Origin of the sequence: Vibrio glycogenivorans, assembly GCF_051660965.1 — a bacterium.
In the GTDB taxonomy this organism is placed as follows: Bacteria; Pseudomonadota; Gammaproteobacteria; order Enterobacterales; family Vibrionaceae; genus Vibrio.
Genome location: NZ_JBPVIS010000005.1, coordinates 52,131 through 68,756 on the forward strand (window position 1 = coordinate 52,131; position 16,626 = coordinate 68,756).

The window sequence follows — 16,626 nt, forward strand, 5'->3', positions numbered from 1 at the left end:
TTTACTGTATGGTCTGCTGATTATTGAGCAGAGATGTAGCCTTTAGATTCCGCTAGAGATTGCGCTTCAGATGCAACCATCCAGTCTAGGAATTTTTGTGCTTCAGCTGAAGGCTGGCCTTCTTTGTAAAGAACTAGGAAAGGACGAGCAACTTTGTAAGAGCCGTTCTTAACGTTGTCTACAGACGCTTCAACACCGTCGATAGGTAGTGCGTTAACTGTTGCGTCAACTGTACCTAGAGAGATGTAACCGATAGCGTATGGGTTAGAAGCAACCATAGTTTTTAGAGCACCGTTACCGTTAGCAACTTGAGCGCGCTGAGAGATAGCAGTAACAGTTACGTCACCGATTTTTTGCTTAAGGTCCATGATGTCTTCGAATGCACCACGAGTACCAGATGCTGTATCACGTGTAACCGCAACGATTGGCTTGTCTTCGCCGCCAACTTCTTTCCAGTTAGCTACTTCGCCTTTGTAGATAGCTGTTACTTGCTCAGCTGTTAGGCCTTCGATGTTGTTGTTTGGGTTAACAACAACAGCGATACCGTCTAGAGCAACAGTTAGTTCAACTAGAGATGGCTCTTTTTCATCTGCCTTAAGAGCACGTGAAGACATACCTAGGTCAGCAGTGCCTGCTTTTGCAGCGCGAACACCAGCTGAAGAGCCAGGGCCTTGTACTTCAATGAAAACGTTGTTGTTCGTCTTCATGTATGTTTCAGAGAAAACTTCCATTAGTGGAGTTACGCTGCTAGAACCTACTGCAGAGATGGTTTCTTTAGCAGAAACAGGAGTCACTGCCATTGCGCTTAGAAGTGCGATTGCACCGAGTACTGTCTTTTTCATCACAAAATTCCTTTGTTGGCATCATTGCCGTTGTTTACTTGAACGGTGCCCACTTTAGGCTGTGAATATGACAGTTATGTTTCAGTAAATTGAAGTCTCGGTGACATGTGACACATAGATGACCTTGTGTCATTTTGGGATCTTGTGCCCATCTCGTATTGTTAAAAGGTGGCTAGAATCACGAAATCGAAGCTGCAATGTTAGCTACCTGTTAACGCCCGTCTAATCAAAGCTCTTAATCAAAAACCTAAAGCTCAACTTAAGTCATTGTTATAAATCGACTTTGGTACCTTGTTGAATTGAAACCATCAAGTATACGTTGCTGTACACGTTGTAAAGTATACGAATTAGTTGTTGCAAGCTTGAACTCACACACAGATTAGGCTTAGCTCGTTACATGATTTTCAACGTGCAAATTTGTACAAAATGCCGCCGTTTTATGTGGCCAAAAACCTCAGAAAAACCGTATTTTTTTTATTGCGAACGGCTATTTTTTGCTCTTATTAACCGTAATATTTGCCAAAATCACCTGACAGAGAAGACAACAAATACAAAAAAGGTGGCCAACGGGCCACCTTTTTGATGATTAAAGATGATTACTCATCGTCAACTTTTGGTGCGACTTTCTTTTTTGGAACAAAAACAGCGTCACCCACAGCAACGTTTTGATAAAAGCCCTTATCTCGCTTGGCTGGCTGCTTCTTTGCTACGCGCTTATTAGTGCCTTTAGTCTTACGCGGGTCTGCTTTCTTCTTGCGGAAATCGGGCTTACGTGGCTTGATACCTTTAAACTTACCCTTCAGTCCTTCGAGCTCAGAAAAGCTCAGATCCTGTTGCAGGTAAGTCTCAACACGCTTGAAACTCGCCCAGTCTTTAGGGCCCACCAAGGAGATAGCATCCCCTTTATTACCCGCACGACCAGTACGTCCAACACGGTGCACATACTCTTCGGTATGCTTTGGCATATCAAAGTTAATTACATGGGTCACATTAGCAATATCCAAACCTCGCGAGGCGACATCGGTGGTCACCAAAATCTTGAATACTGCACGCTCAAACTGACTCATGATGGTATTACGCTGAGTCTGGTTCAGATTGCCGCTCAGAGCGACTGCCTTGAGTTTCTTCTCATTCAACTTGGAGGTTAGACGCTCAGTATCATCACGCGTTGCAGTAAAGATGATGACTTGGCGATACTCTGCCTCCTCCAAGACACGCTCTAAGATGGCTTCTTTATGGTCGAGGTGATCACAAAGATAGAAGCGCTGGGTAATGTCTTTATGTTCTTCATTTGATACGCCAATCGCAATACGCTTTGGATTGTCGAGCATCTCTGCCGCGATATCATTAACCTCAGCGTGATCCAGCGTTGCAGAGAACATCAAAGTTTGACGGCGACGGTGCTTAGCGGCGTTGTGAATGCGGCGCAACTCTGGAGCAAAGCCGAGATCCAACATACGATCCGCCTCATCGAGGATCAGCGTATCTAGGCCATCAAGAAATAGTGAGCGATGTTCAAGGTGGTCAGCCAAACGCCCTGGCGTTGCCACAATAAACTTCGGATAGCGGCGTAGAGCCTTAACTTGGTCATTGAAGTTCTCGCCACCGAGAATCAAGGTTGCTTCATAAGAGAGACCAGCGAGCATTGAACGCAGTTCGCCGTATACCTGCTTGGCCAACTCACGCGTCGGCGCGAGGATCACAGCGCGAGGATCTTTCGCAGAGAAGGCTTTGGTCTTGAGTGATTTGTGTAACATCGGCAACACAAAAGCCAGTGTCTTACCCGACCCTGTCTTCGATGACGCCAACAAATCCTTACCTGCAATCACCACCGGCACTGCCTTCTGTTGGATCTCCGTTGGCTTGCGGAAATCAAAATGATTGAGTGTCTTTAAAAGGCGATTATCAAGGCCCAAATCTTTAAACTGCAAAAGCTATCTCCAAGGAAAGAATAAAAAGCGCGTCATAGTACATCAAAACCTACTTTGACCCAAATCTAGTTCGATTGTAGTCCCTTCCAGTGAAAATGCAGCCAAAAGCCAACTTGACATCTGTAGCAAGTAATCTTCACTACTTAACTATATAATAGTAATTAACTTTTTTATTTGGGTAGCAACACTAGGCGAAAAGATCGACTGTAATAGTCAAAATTCTTATCAAATGTGAGAACTTGGTCAACATATTTACGCAATCCTTAAATTCTTGGTTTTTTTTAACTTTTCTGACCTTTGTGTTACGTCGGAAACTGTCTACACTTGCTGTGTCACTATATGAAAAGAATGTATAGGGCGTTATTTGATACCAAAATCCATGCAAGGAGTTCATGATGAACAAAATGTTAATCGCAGCTGCGGCGTCTTCTGTACTTCTATTAGCGGGCTGTGCATCAGGTCCAGATGAGGAAACCACTGCTCAACTAAACGAACTAAACGCACAAGTTAGCCAACTAAGCCAAGAAGTTTCTTCAATGAAGGCAATGCAAAATGCTGATATGCAGAAAGTTGCTGATGCAGCGATGTCAGCTCAAAGAGAAGCGGCGCGAGCTAACGAGCGCATCGACAACATCGCGCAGTCATACACTAAGTAAGCGTTTGTTATCGTTCAAACTCAGAAAAAAAGAGCCTAACAACGGCTCTTTTTTATTTTCACACTATATTAAGGCGACCTCACAGCTGAGAGGCGACAACCTCAACGGGTACACCATTTTGCGCCCGTAACACCGAGTTGGCTTTACTTGGAGAGAGCTCATATTCTTCTAACCACCACTCTAGCTCAATCGGTAGCTCGAGTGACTTTTTCGACCCATCACTGCGCGTCAAAGGCTCGTGCGCCTCAATAAACACGCTGCGATCTGGCTCAAGCGTCATTTTGACTGGCTCATTGATGATCCTAACCTGTGTGCCACGCTCAACCTGGTGAAATAACCACTCAATGTCTTTTGGCTCCATACGGATACAGCCAGCACTCACCCTAAGCCCAATACCAAACTCTTTATTGGTGCCGTGGATCAGATACTCACCGTTGCCATAAGCAAGTCGCATCGCGTACTCGCCCAATGGATTGTCGGGACCGGCTTGGACAACCGCAGGCAGCTCAATTCCCTTGGCAAGATAGTCTCTTCGTACTGATTGTGGTGGTGTCCAAGTTGGCGCCTCACGCATTTGACTGATGCGTGTGGTCATCTCTGGAGTATCACGACCAATTCGACCTATACCAACAGGAAAGATGTGTACGATCTCTTCCTCCGGCTCAAAATAGTACAAACGCAGCTCGGCCAGGTTGATCACAATCCCGGTCCGCTCCACTTGTGGCAAAATGATCTCACTCGGTATCGTCAGGACGTGCTCAGCCTGTGGTAAGAATGGGTCCACACCTTTGTTTGCTGCAGTTAAAGACAGAAAGCCCACATCATAATGTTTGGCAATGTTCGCCAGTGTCTCGCCCTGCTCTACAACATGATACTGAGTGCGACCAACAATACTGCTGCCTTCCGGAGGCAGGCTGTAGGCTGCAGATAGCGCAGATGTGCTGACCAACCAGCACAGAGACAAGCAGTTACGTAGCTTCATTCGACATCCTTTGCTTGTTTATACGCCGCTAAGGTTATCTCTCTTTCTGCTTTGTGATCAACTATTGGTGGCGGATAATCCAGACCATTGAATCCACTCCACAGCCAAGGTGTGTGGACATATCGTGTAGGCACTTGTTTTAGCTCAGGTATCCAGTGACAGACAAAATCACCCTCAGGGTCAAATCTTTCTCCCTGACTGGTGGGATTAAAGATGCGAAAGTAGGGCTGGCCATCACAACCGGTGGAAGCACACCATTGCCAGCCGCCATTGTTGGAGGCAAAATCACCATCAATCAATTGCGTCATAAAATAGTGTTCACCCTTGCGCCAATCGATATGCAAATCTTTGGTTAAAAAGCTCGCTACCACCATTCTTAATCGATTGTGCATCCAACCCGTCTGATTTAACTGGCGCATCGCTGCATCGACAATCGGGTAACCAGTTCGCCCCTGTTGCCACGCCAACAGATGTTGCTCAGACTCACTCCACTTGACGTTGGCTCCCCAAGCAATAAAGTCCTGGTGCTGACAAAGACGTGGCTCAAAGTAGATAAGGTGTTGATAAAAATCTCGCCAGATAAGCTCGCTAAGCCACACCTCCCCCCCCTGCTCTTGGTGTTGCCCATTGACTGCCATACGTGCAACGCATTGCCTGACCGAGAGTGCGCCTATCGCCAAGTAAGGCGATAGGCGACTGGTGGAATCCAGAGAAGGAAAGTCCCGCTCTTGGTGATAGTGCCCGACACTTTGCTGACAGAATTCACGCAACTTCGCACGAATCGCCGAGGTAGTCACCGCCCAATCATCACTCGCTTGACGCGGATAGCTAAACGAAGAGGTTTCGCCATCGAGCAGTGGCCAGTCAGCCTCAGTCGTCGCAATATGGCTGGCCGGTTTGTTCTTGACGATTTGTGCGGGCTGCCATTGCGATAGTAGAGCTTTCTTGAACGGGGTAAAAACTTTGAAATAGTGCCCTTGTTTATTGGTCACACTCCCTGGCACCATTAGGCAGCGGTCGTGATGAAGGGTCACATCAACGTTGTATTCACGTAAAGCGGCTTCAAGCGCTTGGTCACGCATGACCTCGTTCAACTCATACTCACGGTTCGCATGGACACTATTCACTTCATGCACGGCGCACAGAGAGGCGATCCGCTCCACCGCGGCGTGGAAATCGGTCTCTTCAACATAGAGTAGCGGCACATTAAGTTGTGTTAGATCTTGCTGCAGTTCAAACAGGCGTCGCCAAATCAAATCCGCTTGGCGATGAGATAGGCCATGACTCTGCCACTGTTCAGGCGTCGCTATGTACACTGCCACCACGGCTTCACCGCTCGCCAAGGCACCGGCAAGCGCTGGGTTGTCGTCTACGCGCAAGTCACGCCGAAGCCAGACTAAGTGCATCACTATTTTCCTATGTTAAATGTTCAATCATCGGCGAGCAGTGTAGGTGCTCTCCCCATTTGTCCTTGAGACGTTGTACGCCATCTTTGAGGTTCTCGGTCAATGCTCGATTTGAAAACAGAGCAATGCTATCAAATGGCCATTTCGCATCGACAAGTCCCGTAACATCCTCAACGCCATCGAGCATGGTGACACGCTGGCCTCGCTCTGCAACCCTCAAGCAATAAAGCCAAGCAAACGTATTACCTGCAACATCCAGGTTAACCACCAGCGTGTGACCACGGTGAGCAGCTTTATTCTCAGATTCGATAATGGAGCTTAAACGATTGAGCATCACACTCTGGAACAGGGCACGTTGCAGGGTACGACTGCTGCCTTTAACCCGAATCAATGCCTCCATAACAGGTTCGAGCAACAGACTCTCAACGTGTTGTAAGGGGTATTCCTTAAAAACAGAGGTAATGATGGCGTCAACCTTGCCACTTTTTAGTTGTGCCAGAGCAGTAAGGACCGCTTCAACCTGTTCAATCGCTTGGGGAGGTTGGTTTGGGTCAGGCGCAATGTCGGGGTTACCCAGCAGCTCTTTGACCTTACCGATCGCCACTCCTTTAGCCAGCCAGCCTTGGATCTCTCTTATGGTCTCGAGATGGCGGTCGGTGTAAAGGCGATGCCCTTTCTCTGTTCGCTCTGGCTGAATCAAGCTGTAGCGCCTCTGCCAGGCACGCAGAGTGACGGGCTTAACGCCGGTCAGTTCTGACACCTCCCTGATGGCGTATTTTTTGTGGTCATAAACCATAACGCAGACGTAACTCCTGTGGGTAAGGTTCTAGGTACTTCTGATTGGCGAGGTAGTCATCAGGGTAGGTACTTAAATAGTGCTTAATCAGCGTCAGTGGCGCCAGAAGCGGCAGCATCCCAGTTCGGTAGTCATCGATGACCTTAGCCAGCTCCGCTTTTTGTGGCTTATCCAGACTGCGTTTGAAATAACCCTGAATATGCATCAAAACATTGGTGTTATTCTTACGACTGGCGCGTTTTTTCATTGCATTCATAAATTCAAGTCGATACTTGTCAAAAAATTCCTCAGTCGAGTAGTCTTTGATGTTTGCCACCAACTGCCCTAGCGAGCGATAGGAATCAGGATGGTGCGCCATTAGCGTCAGCTTGTAGCGCGAGTGAAAGGCAACGATCTTGCCGCGGGTGACTTCATCTCCCATTGAGTGATACAAATCCTGCAGGCTGTAGATACGCGAGATAAAGTTTTCTCGCAGTACTGGGTCATTGAGGCGCCCATCCTCTTCAACAGGTAGCCAAGGCATTCTCTGCATCAAGATCTCGGTGTACATACCCACACCCTCTTTGTCGGCACGCTTGTTCTTGTACACCTTTACGCGCTCCATGCCGCAGGTGGGGGATTTAGCGCAGACAATGTAACCACACAGAGGCTCCCGGCTGAGGCGGTCCACTTGAGCATTAGAGAAATCAATCATCAAATCGGTGTAGTCTTTTGTCTCATCTTTTGTCTCCACTAAGGCAATACGCTCATCATTGGAAATCAGACGGATCGTAGGCCTTGGTACTGAGAGGCCAATGCCGACTTCGGGACAAATCGAAATAAATTCGAGATAGGAAGAGAGCTCTTTGGTCACAAAGTTGCTGATTTTATGCCCAGAATCAAATCTTACCTTTTCACCCAGAACACAAGAACTGATTCCCACTTTTGCTTTTGTCGCCAACATGCTGCACCTCATGTACAAGTTATCATTTTGTACAAGTATTATTGGTCATTTGTTATTTGTACAGTTTTTTTGTTTGTACAACTAGAAGACAGGGGCGAGAGGCGAGGACGGGCGTTGCCCTGCGAGAGGCGAGGAGTTCAGGGCGCGTTGGGAGTCTCCACTCTATTAACTAGAGTGTTCTTAAAAAAAATTATTTGCCCGAGTTGAAATAACTACTTTCGTGTCAAATACTTAATTTAACTTACTGTTAACGGGAAATACGGATGTTTCTTGATTATTTTGCTCTGGGGTTGCTTGTGTTTGTCGCCCTGGTGATTTTTTACGGCATTATTGTTATTCATGATATTCCTTACGAGATCGCTAAAGAGCGTGAGCATCCTCATCAGGATGCGATTCATTATGCTGGTTGGGTCAGCCTGTTTACTCTGCATGCTATCTGGCCATTTTTGTGGATATGGGCAACCTTGTGGCGCAAAGAGCGGGGTTGGGGCTTTGCCAAGTTAGAGGCCGAGCAGCACGATATTCATCATCGAGTCGATACCCTTATTGACCGAATCGAGGGCCTTCAGGCCGAAGTGGATGAACTCAAGCGCCAGCCAACATCCTCATCCCCTCTCCCATCAGCACCTGACGACAAGGAGTAACCATGGATTTACTGCTTATCATGACCTACGCGGCGCTGTGTATCGCGATCTTTAAAGTGTTCAATATCCCACTCAATAAATGGACGGTACCAACCGCGGTGCTTGGTGGAGTCATATTGGTCGGCACTTTGATCCTGCTGATGAACTACAATCACCCGTTTACTCAAATTGGCAATCAAACTTTCACCACGACACCTATGGTGTCAGGTGTGCGTGGCCGCGTTATTGAGGTGCCTGTAACGCCCAATCAGCCTTTGAAGCAGGGTGACGTGCTGTTTCGCATCGATCCAGAACCTTATCAGGCAGAGGTCGCCAGAGTCAGCGCCCAAATCAAGGAGGCCAGCCAGGGTGCGCTGGTGCTCGAGTCCAATCTGGTTGAAACTAAAGCCTCGGTTGAACAAGCACTGGCTGAGCGCGACAAGGCCCAGCGCGAATTTCAGCGTTATCAACGTGGTTTCGACAAGGGTGCTTTCACTGAACAACAACTCGATACCCGTCGCCAAGCCTTTAAAGCGGCTCAAGCCTCGCTTGAGGTTGCGCAGGCCAATCAACAACAAGCTCAGCTGGCGTTAGATTCCGAAATCGGCGGTGAAAATACTCAGGTTGCCTCATTGCTTGCCGAGCTGAGACAAGCAGAGTTTGATCTTGAGCAAACCATCGCCGTTGCCCCGACTGATGGCTATGCCACTCAGGTCATTCTCCGCCCGGGTGTTATGGCGGTCCCGCTGCCACTGGCACCAGTGTTAACCTTTGTCCATACCGAAGATATCCTCTACACCGCAGCGTTTCGACAAAACTCGTTGCAGCGTCTCAAGCCCGGCTTTGAGGCTGAATTTTTGTTCCGCGCTATTCCTGGCCGAGTCTTTAAAGGCGAGGTGATACAGGTCTTGCCTGCGATTGGTGAGAGCCAAGTCCAGGCACAGGGAAGACTGCTTGAAACCAGTGCCCTAAAAACCAGTGGTCGAGTACTGGTGACGTTAAAAATCACCGACGATCTCAGTGACTTTTCGCTGCCATTGGGGACAGCCGTCGAGGTTGCGGTCTACTCAGATAAATTCACCCATGTGTCTGTTATGCGTAAGGTATTGATTAGAATGAAGAGTTGGCAAAACTACCTCTATCTGGACCACTAAATACGCTATCTTAAACCACTCACCTCGTTATATGCCCGCCCGAATTTGGCGGGCGCTTTGCGCCCACTGTCCCACCTATGTGATCAAGTTAACATTTATCGACTAAACAACCACCGAAAGTACCCCTTCCCTGTTTTATGCAATCATGAACATACTTAATATAAATTTGAGTAATTATTCAGTAATAGCCTCTTTAATTGGGTCCCAATGAGATTTATGGATGAATCTAAACGACAAGAATGTGAGCAAGAGACAGTGTTTGAGCAAGAGATAGCGTTTCCGCAAGAGACAGCCACATGGGGCTAATCACCAAACACTCGCCCGACAAAGTCATTAAACTGGACAGTGCTGATGCTCTTGCTATGCTCGAGCATGGCTGTGAGATAACGCTACATGTAACTACACCCGTCGGGACCACGTTTCGTGTCAGTGCTCGATTGATTGGCGCCTACTCAGACACCATGATCCTGATTGAGCCCCCGCCGCTCTCTGTTGAGGAGCTCAAAACCTATTTCCAAGAGCAGTTTTGGGTCAATGGCCGCACCTTCTCGCCACAAGGGGAAGGCGCTGAGGTTCATTTCCGTGCCCAGATTAAGTATGTGGTTCACCGCCCACTGGCCTACATTGCGCTTAAGCCCCGCAACAAGATGGTGGTGAAACAGTCACGTAAAGAGCCCCGCTATCAACTCAACTTACAGGGTGAGGTGCGCTCTAAGGCGCTCAAGACTCAGTGTGAGGTGCAAGACTTATCCATCGGTGGCTGTCGTTTTATTACCGAGCCTCAATCACAACCTTTTCAGATTGGCGAAACAGTCGAGATTTCACTGTTGGCGACACAAGAAGAATTTGGTCAACTCGCCCCTCTGTGTGGTCGTATCTGCAACCTATCCAACTCACAATCGGATGCCCGCTATGGCCTTGAGTTCGATCAGAAAGGGCGTGCGAGCGCTCGGCTGATCCTCACTAGCCTTAAAGCCAGTCTGTCTGAACTGATTGAGGAATAATGTGCTCCCGTTGACCTTCCCCTGGCATTTGATATCGAGATGAGCCTGTATATTCACTCAAGGCCTGCATCCAAAGGTAACTTGGGTATATACTAAGCCCATCACCTTTCTCACTATAACAATATGAATTATTTAATTACTTTCTTTAAGGGTATGGCAATGGGTGCAGCCGATGTCGTCCCGGGCGTTTCAGGCGGCACAATCGCATTTATTACCGGCATCTACGATAAGCTGTTGGGCAGTATTCGTAGTATCAACCCAAGCTTATTGACTACGCTCAAACAGCAAGGGGTTAAAGGTGCCTGGCAAAGCATTAATGGGACCTTCTTGGTGGCACTGTTTACCGGGGTACTTACCAGTATCGCAACCCTGGCTAAACTGATCTCTTGGCTGATGGTTACTCACCCCATCCCACTTTGGTCGTTCTTTTTTGGTCTGATCTTGGTTTCCGTTTACCACATTCTCCGTCAGGTAAAGCAACGTGATGTCAAAGCGGTGGCCTTTCTGCTGATTGGCGTTGGCTTTGCCTACCTGATTACTGTCCTCAAGCCGCTGGATCTTGAGCCGACCACATTCAACTTTTTCCTCTGCGGCACTATCGCTATCTGTGCCATGATCCTACCCGGTATTTCTGGTAGCTTTATTCTGTTGCTGCTTGGGATGTACACACCTGTTCTTGCTGCAGTAAAAGGGGCTGACTTTGCCCTGCTCGGCCTTTTTCTAGCGGGCTGTGTGTCAGGACTGCTGTGTTTTTCCCATCTTCTCTCATGGCTGCTAAATCGTTACCGAGACCTCACTTTGACCTTTCTTACTGGCTTAATGATCGGGACTCTGCCTAAGATATGGCCATGGAAAGAAACCATCAGTTGGCGCACAAACTCTAGCGGTGAGCAAGTACCCCTAGAGCAAATCAATCTCTCTCCGTTTTCATTTGAGGCCGTGGCCAATCAACCGGCTCAATTGACCTATGCCATCATTGCCGCGCTCTTTGCGATTGGCTTGGTGTTGCTTTTGGAGAAGGTTGCCGATAACCACTAAACAGGAGTTGCAATGCGAGCAGGGATTTCGCTCATTATCGCCTCACTCACCGCGATCGCGGGCTTTTATCTCGTGCCAGCGGTGAGTGCTTGGTATTCGACACCCACAGTCCCCGCCTGCTTTGCTTCAACACAAGCTTGCACCTTTGATGACAAACGCGTCGTATTAGACTCAGACAAGGTGCAACCTCTTTCCGCCACCAAACTCAGCGTGACTTGGCCCAGTGATACTGAAGAGCTCAGTATCAAACTACGTGGCATTGAGATGGAGATGGGAGAGGTGCGCGCCCAGTTAGTCAAGGTTGACAATAATCTCTATCAGACCGATATCGTCTTGCCTATATGCTCAACACACGCCATGACTTGGCGAGGCGAAATAACCGATGGTAACGACACTATCGCGATTGGAATAAGGATGGCCCGATGAAAAAATGGATATGGATACTCCCAGTGGCGCTGGTTGCTGGTATTGCCACACAGCTCTGGTTAACCCACAGCTCAACGCCCATGTCACACTCTTATCAACTTGCAGGAAAAAACAGCGAAAGCGTGGAACTGTTCTCGTCAGACGACCCAAGAATTCGCATCGTCTACTTTGGTTTTACTCGCTGCCCCGATGTCTGCCCTACCTCGCTTGCCATGCTGGCAGGCGCCCTAAATCAACTGGAAGAGCACGAGCTCGACCAACTTCGTCCAATTTTCATCTCCCTCGACCCTGATCGCGATGATGCCGCGCTTGCACATCAATACGCACAGTACTTCCATCCAAGATTAGAGGGGCTCAGCGGCAGCTTAGACACGACACAAAAGCTGGCCAACCAGTTCGGTGTTATCTTCCAAAAATCGCAGCTTGAGGGCTCTGAGCTAGAGTACACCCTAGATCACAACTCCTACTTCTACCTGATTAACGCTCGTGGCCAGCTCCTCACCAAGGTCCCTCATGCACTGTCACCCGCACCAGTGCTAGCCGCGATAAAAACAACTATCACACAATGAGGAGAGTATTGATGCGTAAATTGTTAACCATGCTCAGCTTGACTACCTGGGCTCTTGCCTCGCATGCAGAGACTGAGCTTATGATCAATGACCCTTACGTGCGCGCCACGCCGCCAAACATCACCACCAGCGCGGTGTTTGCCCACTTGCACAACCACGCCGATAGCCCAGTGACAATTGTTTCAGCAACCACACCCGCAGCTGGCAGCGTTGAGCTACACACCGTTGAAACCGAGGGTGATGTAATGAAAATGCGTCAAGTCGACCAATTGGTTGTCCCGGCCAATCAACACCTGCTGTTAAAGCCCGGCGGCTTACACATTATGCTGTTTGATCTCTCCCAGCCACTAGTAGAGGGGGAGTCTATCAACCTAGAACTCACCTTCGCTGATGGCCGCCATCAAAGCTTCATCGCCCCGATAAAAAAAGTCCTGCCAGCAATGAAACATCACCACTAAAAAAAAGGGGCGGGGTTCGGGGACGGGCGGAGCCCTACGTGGAGCGAGAGGGCTTGAGCGTGCGGACAGGGCCTCGCACATCGAAACGAAATGTACCTCGCTCTCCCCCTGAAATAGTGGGTAGTCGGTGAACAGTAAAGCCTAATCCTATTTGGGTCGCTCAGGACAACAAAAAGCAAGAAGGAAAAATATAAGTAGACACCCATATTTAAACTAAAGAAGATTAACGACCTATCGAATCAAAAACGATACGGGATACAGAGCAGAAAAAGAGTCAAATATCAGACAAAATCTATCATCAGAAACATATTTTTAGTTGTTGGGCAGTATCGTGCAAATAGTTCTTCACCGCTGCACTCATCAGCGGAAAATCGAGCTCGATAAATGGAAAGTTAAGCCGCTTTAAAGCATCGCCTGGCGACTCTAACGCCTTTCATCCGCAATATAATAAAATATAAATAAAAAAATATAAATAGACACCCATATTTAAACTAAAGAAGATTAACGACCTATCGAATCAAAAACGATACGGGATACAGAGCAGAAAAAGAGTCAAATATCAGACAAAATCTATCATCAGAAACATATTTTTAGTTGTTGGGCAGTATCGTGCAAATAGTTCTTCACCGCTGCACTCATCAGCGGAAAATCGAGCTTGATAAATGGAAAGTTAAGCCGCTTTAAAGCATCGCCTGGCCACTCTAACGCCTTTCATCCGCTGCAAGCCGTGATGTCGTTGGTATTGACGCAGAGACTTTTCACCGCCGATAGGTCCGGTGAATTCCTTTTCAAGCGAAACAATCAGAGATCCCCACACCGCTTCATCGATTCCTAACCTGGACAAAATCGGCGGATGAAGCTCCGCTATGGCTCCACGCTTATCTTCACGTATGACGCGACCACTGAAGTCCACCAGTGACAGGTAATCTTCAAGTCGGAACGGCAGCCCCTCTGGCATCTCCTGCCTTGGGTCACCAACAAAGGGAAATAAGGCTTCCGGTTGGCGCGGGTTGCAGCCGTCAGAGTCCTGAAGAGTATCCACCCTAGCCTTGATACTGGTATATTCAGATTCTTCAGGGGTTGACGCTATCTGGGCGCGGACCGGGTTTAAATCGACATAAGCCATACAGGCAACTAAAGCAGCTTCGTCAAGTAGGGCTTGCGACTTAAAACGCCCTTCCCAAAATCTTCCGGTGCACCCCTCTTCTCTGTTGGCTTGACGGGCTATGGCCTCATTAAGATTACGCATAAACCAGCTGATGTCATACAGACGCTGGCGATACACCTCAACAATATCCATAACCGCTTTCAATGACGCGTCATCGAGCTGCTCCCCACTAAGATAGCGAGTTGTCAGCAGGGTTCCTTTGTGCAATTGATGCCAACGCTCCAAGACTTCATTCGCACTCCAGCCCAGAGCCGTTACCTGATTAACATGCAGCACCACGTGGGTATGATTACTCATCACCGCATACGAGCAGACATCAATGGCGAACACTCGCGCCAACTTGAGCAGACGCTCTTCAACCCAACCCCGCCGATGTTCATAACTCTTACCAGTAACCTCATCAACACCACACAAGTAGGCCCTGCGCACACAGCGCGAAACACAGTGGTAGAAGGTCGTATCATCCAGACTAACTTGTTCAGAGCGAGCTTTGGGCATCGTGATTCTCCTAAGAGCTGAGCACTATTTCAGTGTAGAAGAGGTTCAACAACTTCACCAATAATATGGGTGTCATGATATATCTTTTGGCTAAAAAGGCCTGTACCACAGGCCTTTTGTAAAGTTGTCTAAGTTAAATACCAGATGTCGGGTAAAGCGGAATAGTCCCGCCAATCTCTTGCTTATCAATCGGATCTTTAGTGATCTCACCAGTTGTCTGATCAAAGAAGACTTCATCCGCTTCTCCATAAAAATCTGAGGCAATGATTTTCACACCACTTACATATTGGCGAACCTCATAAGTATCGTAATGAGCTAGCTCTGGGCGTTCTAAGATATTCTCAGACACATGCTCCAATTTGTTAACATCATAATACGATAGAGTTGGGTTCTGACCCGTATCAGTCACTAAGAAAATAAAGTTGGTGTCACCAACCGTTGATTGGAACACCTCTCTATACTCACTGAAGTCGAAAATATCTTCAATCTGGATAAACTGCGTACCTAAATCGCCCTTGGCAACTTTAAAGAAGCGATTGTAAGCGCTAGGAGCAGGATAAGTGCCACTAAAATCACCTGCAAAATACACGTACTCTTCATCTTCATGCTGGAAGTTATGATCCCTTAAAACCGTTAATAGACCTGAATTCCCATCCAAAGTGAAATCAGTTAATGCCAGAGGAGACATATACTTAGTGTTAACAACAGCAGAGCCTTGAGAGATACCCTCTGAGTGCCTTAGATTAGTAACTACGTACTCGCCAACCTGAATGTATTTCTCTGGAAGTAGAGCACTACCACCTGTTCCAACACTAAAGTTATAGTCAATACCCATACCGCCACATTGACCACTGGTACAGTTGGCATGAGCAGGGTATGCAAAGTTCCCATTACCGTCAAAATCCCTTACGAAGTAATGTTCACTTCCATCATACGACCATGCCGCTCGAACCGGAGTATTATGCCTCTCAGTTGGTTGTTGGTGAATGTTCTCAACCTTACCGTTATTATCCCAGTATGCCAGAGTCGGCAAGTACAGCAACGGGCTGTTATCAGGATCAGGAGCATGGTGGTACATAATGTGAAGACCACTGCCGTCAGCCGTTACGTTAATACCATTAATATGAGAGCGATAAGAGCCGTATGGGTTATCATTGTAAACAAGACACTCTCCAAGACCACTCTCTTCATCCATTGGCAAAGCAACCAGTAGACACTCTTCAATCTCGTTACCTGTCACATCAGCTAGTTTATGGAAGTTACCGTTTAGAATAAGGTGCTCTTTCATAGCAACAACTTCGTGAATATGACAGTTATTGCTATTGGAACGAGAGAATACTTTTTCAGTGATGAACTCCGGGGCTTCTGGATCAGGTGAATCCGGGTCTTCAATTTCAACTTCAACAACTTTTACCAGGTCATCACAAGAACCACTGACCGTTGTTAGAGAAGACTCACCATTACGTGATGACATAGCATCAATAGAAACTTCATCAGAGAAAGATGCGCTCTCTGTAACAAAGGCAAATGCTGTTGCGCCCTTAGTGTTAGACTTCATTTGCGTGTAGCCTGATCCGCCACCGTTGTCTGAGTCTCCAGAGCCACTACCACATCCAGCCATGATTGATGTTACTGCAGCTGCAACAATCGAGTTCTTAATATTATTAGTTTTCATTATTTTGCTCGTTAGGATTATTGAGTGAAGTACCATAAATTAAGAAGAGTGCACGTTTTATGATATTGAGCCGGCAAACTGATCGAGTGACTATAAATCACTCACTGAATGTGTTAGCGAATGTTTATCTGGCACGTCAAAATATTATGAAAGGTATTACGAGCCTAAGCATCTGATGTAAAACGCAATGTGTCAGAAATCTCTTGACATACCTATACCGCCTTAATTGATTTAACTACAAAAAAACTTCAGTGTTTTCGGACACAGGTGAGATTTCGGGGGCGAACATAGCCCAGAAAGGAACAAGATATTTTTAATGCGCAATAAACTCCTCGCGCCTCGCAACGAGTGTAATCCGCGCCTCGAACCTGTGCTTTTCTCAACGCTTGGAAATTTGGCAGACTTTTGCTTGGCGCTGACTTGCTATCCCTACTTTGAGCTAAGGTTTACTCAATAA

16 protein-coding genes are annotated in these 16,626 nt (G+C 47.5%); 8 read left to right on the forward strand and 8 right to left on the reverse strand.

Annotation, left to right across the window (positions count from 1 at the left end; translation table 11 throughout):
* Positions 1–20 precede the first annotated feature (20 nt).
* On the reverse strand, positions 21–842 hold the full coding sequence (locus tag ACSTTG_RS12570) for a phosphate ABC transporter substrate-binding protein (protein ID WP_438475058.1): 822 nt from the start codon (positions 840–842) through the stop codon (positions 21–23).
* A 596-nt stretch (positions 843–1,438) separates the two neighbouring features.
* Positions 1,439–2,773 (reverse strand): DEAD/DEAH box helicase, encoded by a 1,335-nt coding sequence (locus tag ACSTTG_RS12575; RefSeq protein WP_438475059.1) that lies wholly within the window; start codon positions 2,771–2,773, stop codon positions 1,439–1,441.
* 395 nt (positions 2,774–3,168) lie between these two features.
* Between ACSTTG_RS12575 and ACSTTG_RS12580 the strand changes: the two genes are divergently transcribed.
* A complete protein-coding gene (locus tag ACSTTG_RS12580) occupies positions 3,169–3,429 on the forward strand; it encodes an Lpp/OprI family alanine-zipper lipoprotein (protein ID WP_438456777.1) in 261 nt (86 codons plus the stop codon).
* A 79-nt stretch (positions 3,430–3,508) separates the two neighbouring features.
* On the opposite strand, the gene ACSTTG_RS12585 is transcribed toward ACSTTG_RS12580, so the two are convergent.
* The 4 genes from ACSTTG_RS12585 to ACSTTG_RS12600 are packed head-to-tail and all read right to left on the reverse strand — an operon-like array spanning position 3,509 to position 7,556.
* Positions 3,509–4,411 (reverse strand): L,D-transpeptidase family protein, encoded by a 903-nt coding sequence (locus ACSTTG_RS12585; protein WP_438475060.1) that lies wholly within the window; start codon positions 4,409–4,411, stop codon positions 3,509–3,511.
* Complete coding sequence (gene phrB / locus ACSTTG_RS12590; RefSeq protein WP_438475061.1) at positions 4,408–5,817, reverse strand: deoxyribodipyrimidine photo-lyase; 1,410 nt, start codon at positions 5,815–5,817, stop codon at positions 4,408–4,410. The genes ACSTTG_RS12585 and phrB overlap by 4 nt, the downstream gene beginning before the upstream one ends.
* 10 nt (positions 5,818–5,827) lie before the next feature.
* Positions 5,828–6,613 (reverse strand): MerR family transcriptional regulator, encoded by a 786-nt coding sequence (locus ACSTTG_RS12595; protein WP_438475062.1) that lies wholly within the window; start codon positions 6,611–6,613, stop codon positions 5,828–5,830.
* The gene (locus tag ACSTTG_RS12600; RefSeq protein ID WP_438475063.1) at positions 6,603–7,556 is read right to left on the reverse strand and encodes a YbgA family protein; all 954 of its coding nucleotides are present in this window, start codon (positions 7,554–7,556) and stop codon (positions 6,603–6,605) included. Before ACSTTG_RS12600 ends, ACSTTG_RS12595 begins: the two co-directional genes overlap by 11 nt.
* Before the next feature lie 263 nt (positions 7,557–7,819).
* Between ACSTTG_RS12600 and ACSTTG_RS12605 the strand changes: the two genes are divergently transcribed.
* The 7 genes from ACSTTG_RS12605 (at position 7,820) to ACSTTG_RS12635 (ending at position 12,828) form a co-directional block, all read left to right on the forward strand.
* Positions 7,820–8,200: a DUF3302 domain-containing protein gene (locus tag ACSTTG_RS12605; protein WP_438475064.1), complete on the forward strand. Its 381-nt coding sequence runs from the start codon at positions 7,820–7,822 to the stop codon at positions 8,198–8,200.
* A 2-nt stretch (positions 8,201–8,202) separates the two neighbouring features.
* On the forward strand, positions 8,203–9,333 hold the full coding sequence (locus ACSTTG_RS12610) for an HlyD family secretion protein (RefSeq protein ID WP_438456771.1): 1,131 nt from the start codon (positions 8,203–8,205) through the stop codon (positions 9,331–9,333).
* A gap of 296 nt (positions 9,334–9,629) precedes the next feature.
* A complete protein-coding gene (locus ACSTTG_RS12615; RefSeq protein WP_438475065.1) occupies positions 9,630–10,337 on the forward strand; it encodes a PilZ domain-containing protein in 708 nt (235 codons plus the stop codon).
* Positions 10,338–10,460: 123 nt separating this feature from the next.
* Positions 10,461–11,375: a polyprenyl-phosphate transporter gene (locus ACSTTG_RS12620; protein ID WP_438475066.1), complete on the forward strand. Its 915-nt coding sequence runs from the start codon at positions 10,461–10,463 to the stop codon at positions 11,373–11,375.
* A 12-nt stretch (positions 11,376–11,387) separates the two neighbouring features.
* Positions 11,388–11,801, forward strand: a complete 414-nt coding sequence (locus ACSTTG_RS12625) for a hypothetical protein (protein ID WP_438475067.1) — start codon at positions 11,388–11,390, stop codon at positions 11,799–11,801.
* On the forward strand, positions 11,798–12,370 hold the full coding sequence (locus ACSTTG_RS12630) for an SCO family protein (protein WP_438456767.1): 573 nt from the start codon (positions 11,798–11,800) through the stop codon (positions 12,368–12,370). Before ACSTTG_RS12625 ends, ACSTTG_RS12630 begins: the two co-directional genes overlap by 4 nt.
* Before the next feature lie 11 nt (positions 12,371–12,381).
* Entirely contained in the window at positions 12,382–12,828 is a 447-nt protein-coding gene (locus ACSTTG_RS12635; protein WP_438456766.1) for a copper chaperone PCu(A)C, read from the forward strand.
* A 670-nt stretch (positions 12,829–13,498) separates the two neighbouring features.
* Here the strand turns inward: ACSTTG_RS12635 and ACSTTG_RS12640 are convergent.
* Both ACSTTG_RS12640 and ACSTTG_RS12645 read right to left on the reverse strand, forming a co-directional pair.
* Positions 13,499–14,494, reverse strand: coding sequence for a transposase (locus ACSTTG_RS12640; RefSeq protein WP_438475068.1), 996 nt, complete (start codon positions 14,492–14,494; stop codon positions 13,499–13,501).
* 133 nt (positions 14,495–14,627) lie between these two features.
* Complete coding sequence (locus ACSTTG_RS12645; protein ID WP_438475069.1) at positions 14,628–16,169, reverse strand: hypothetical protein; 1,542 nt, start codon at positions 16,167–16,169, stop codon at positions 14,628–14,630.
* Positions 16,170–16,626 lie beyond the last annotated feature (457 nt).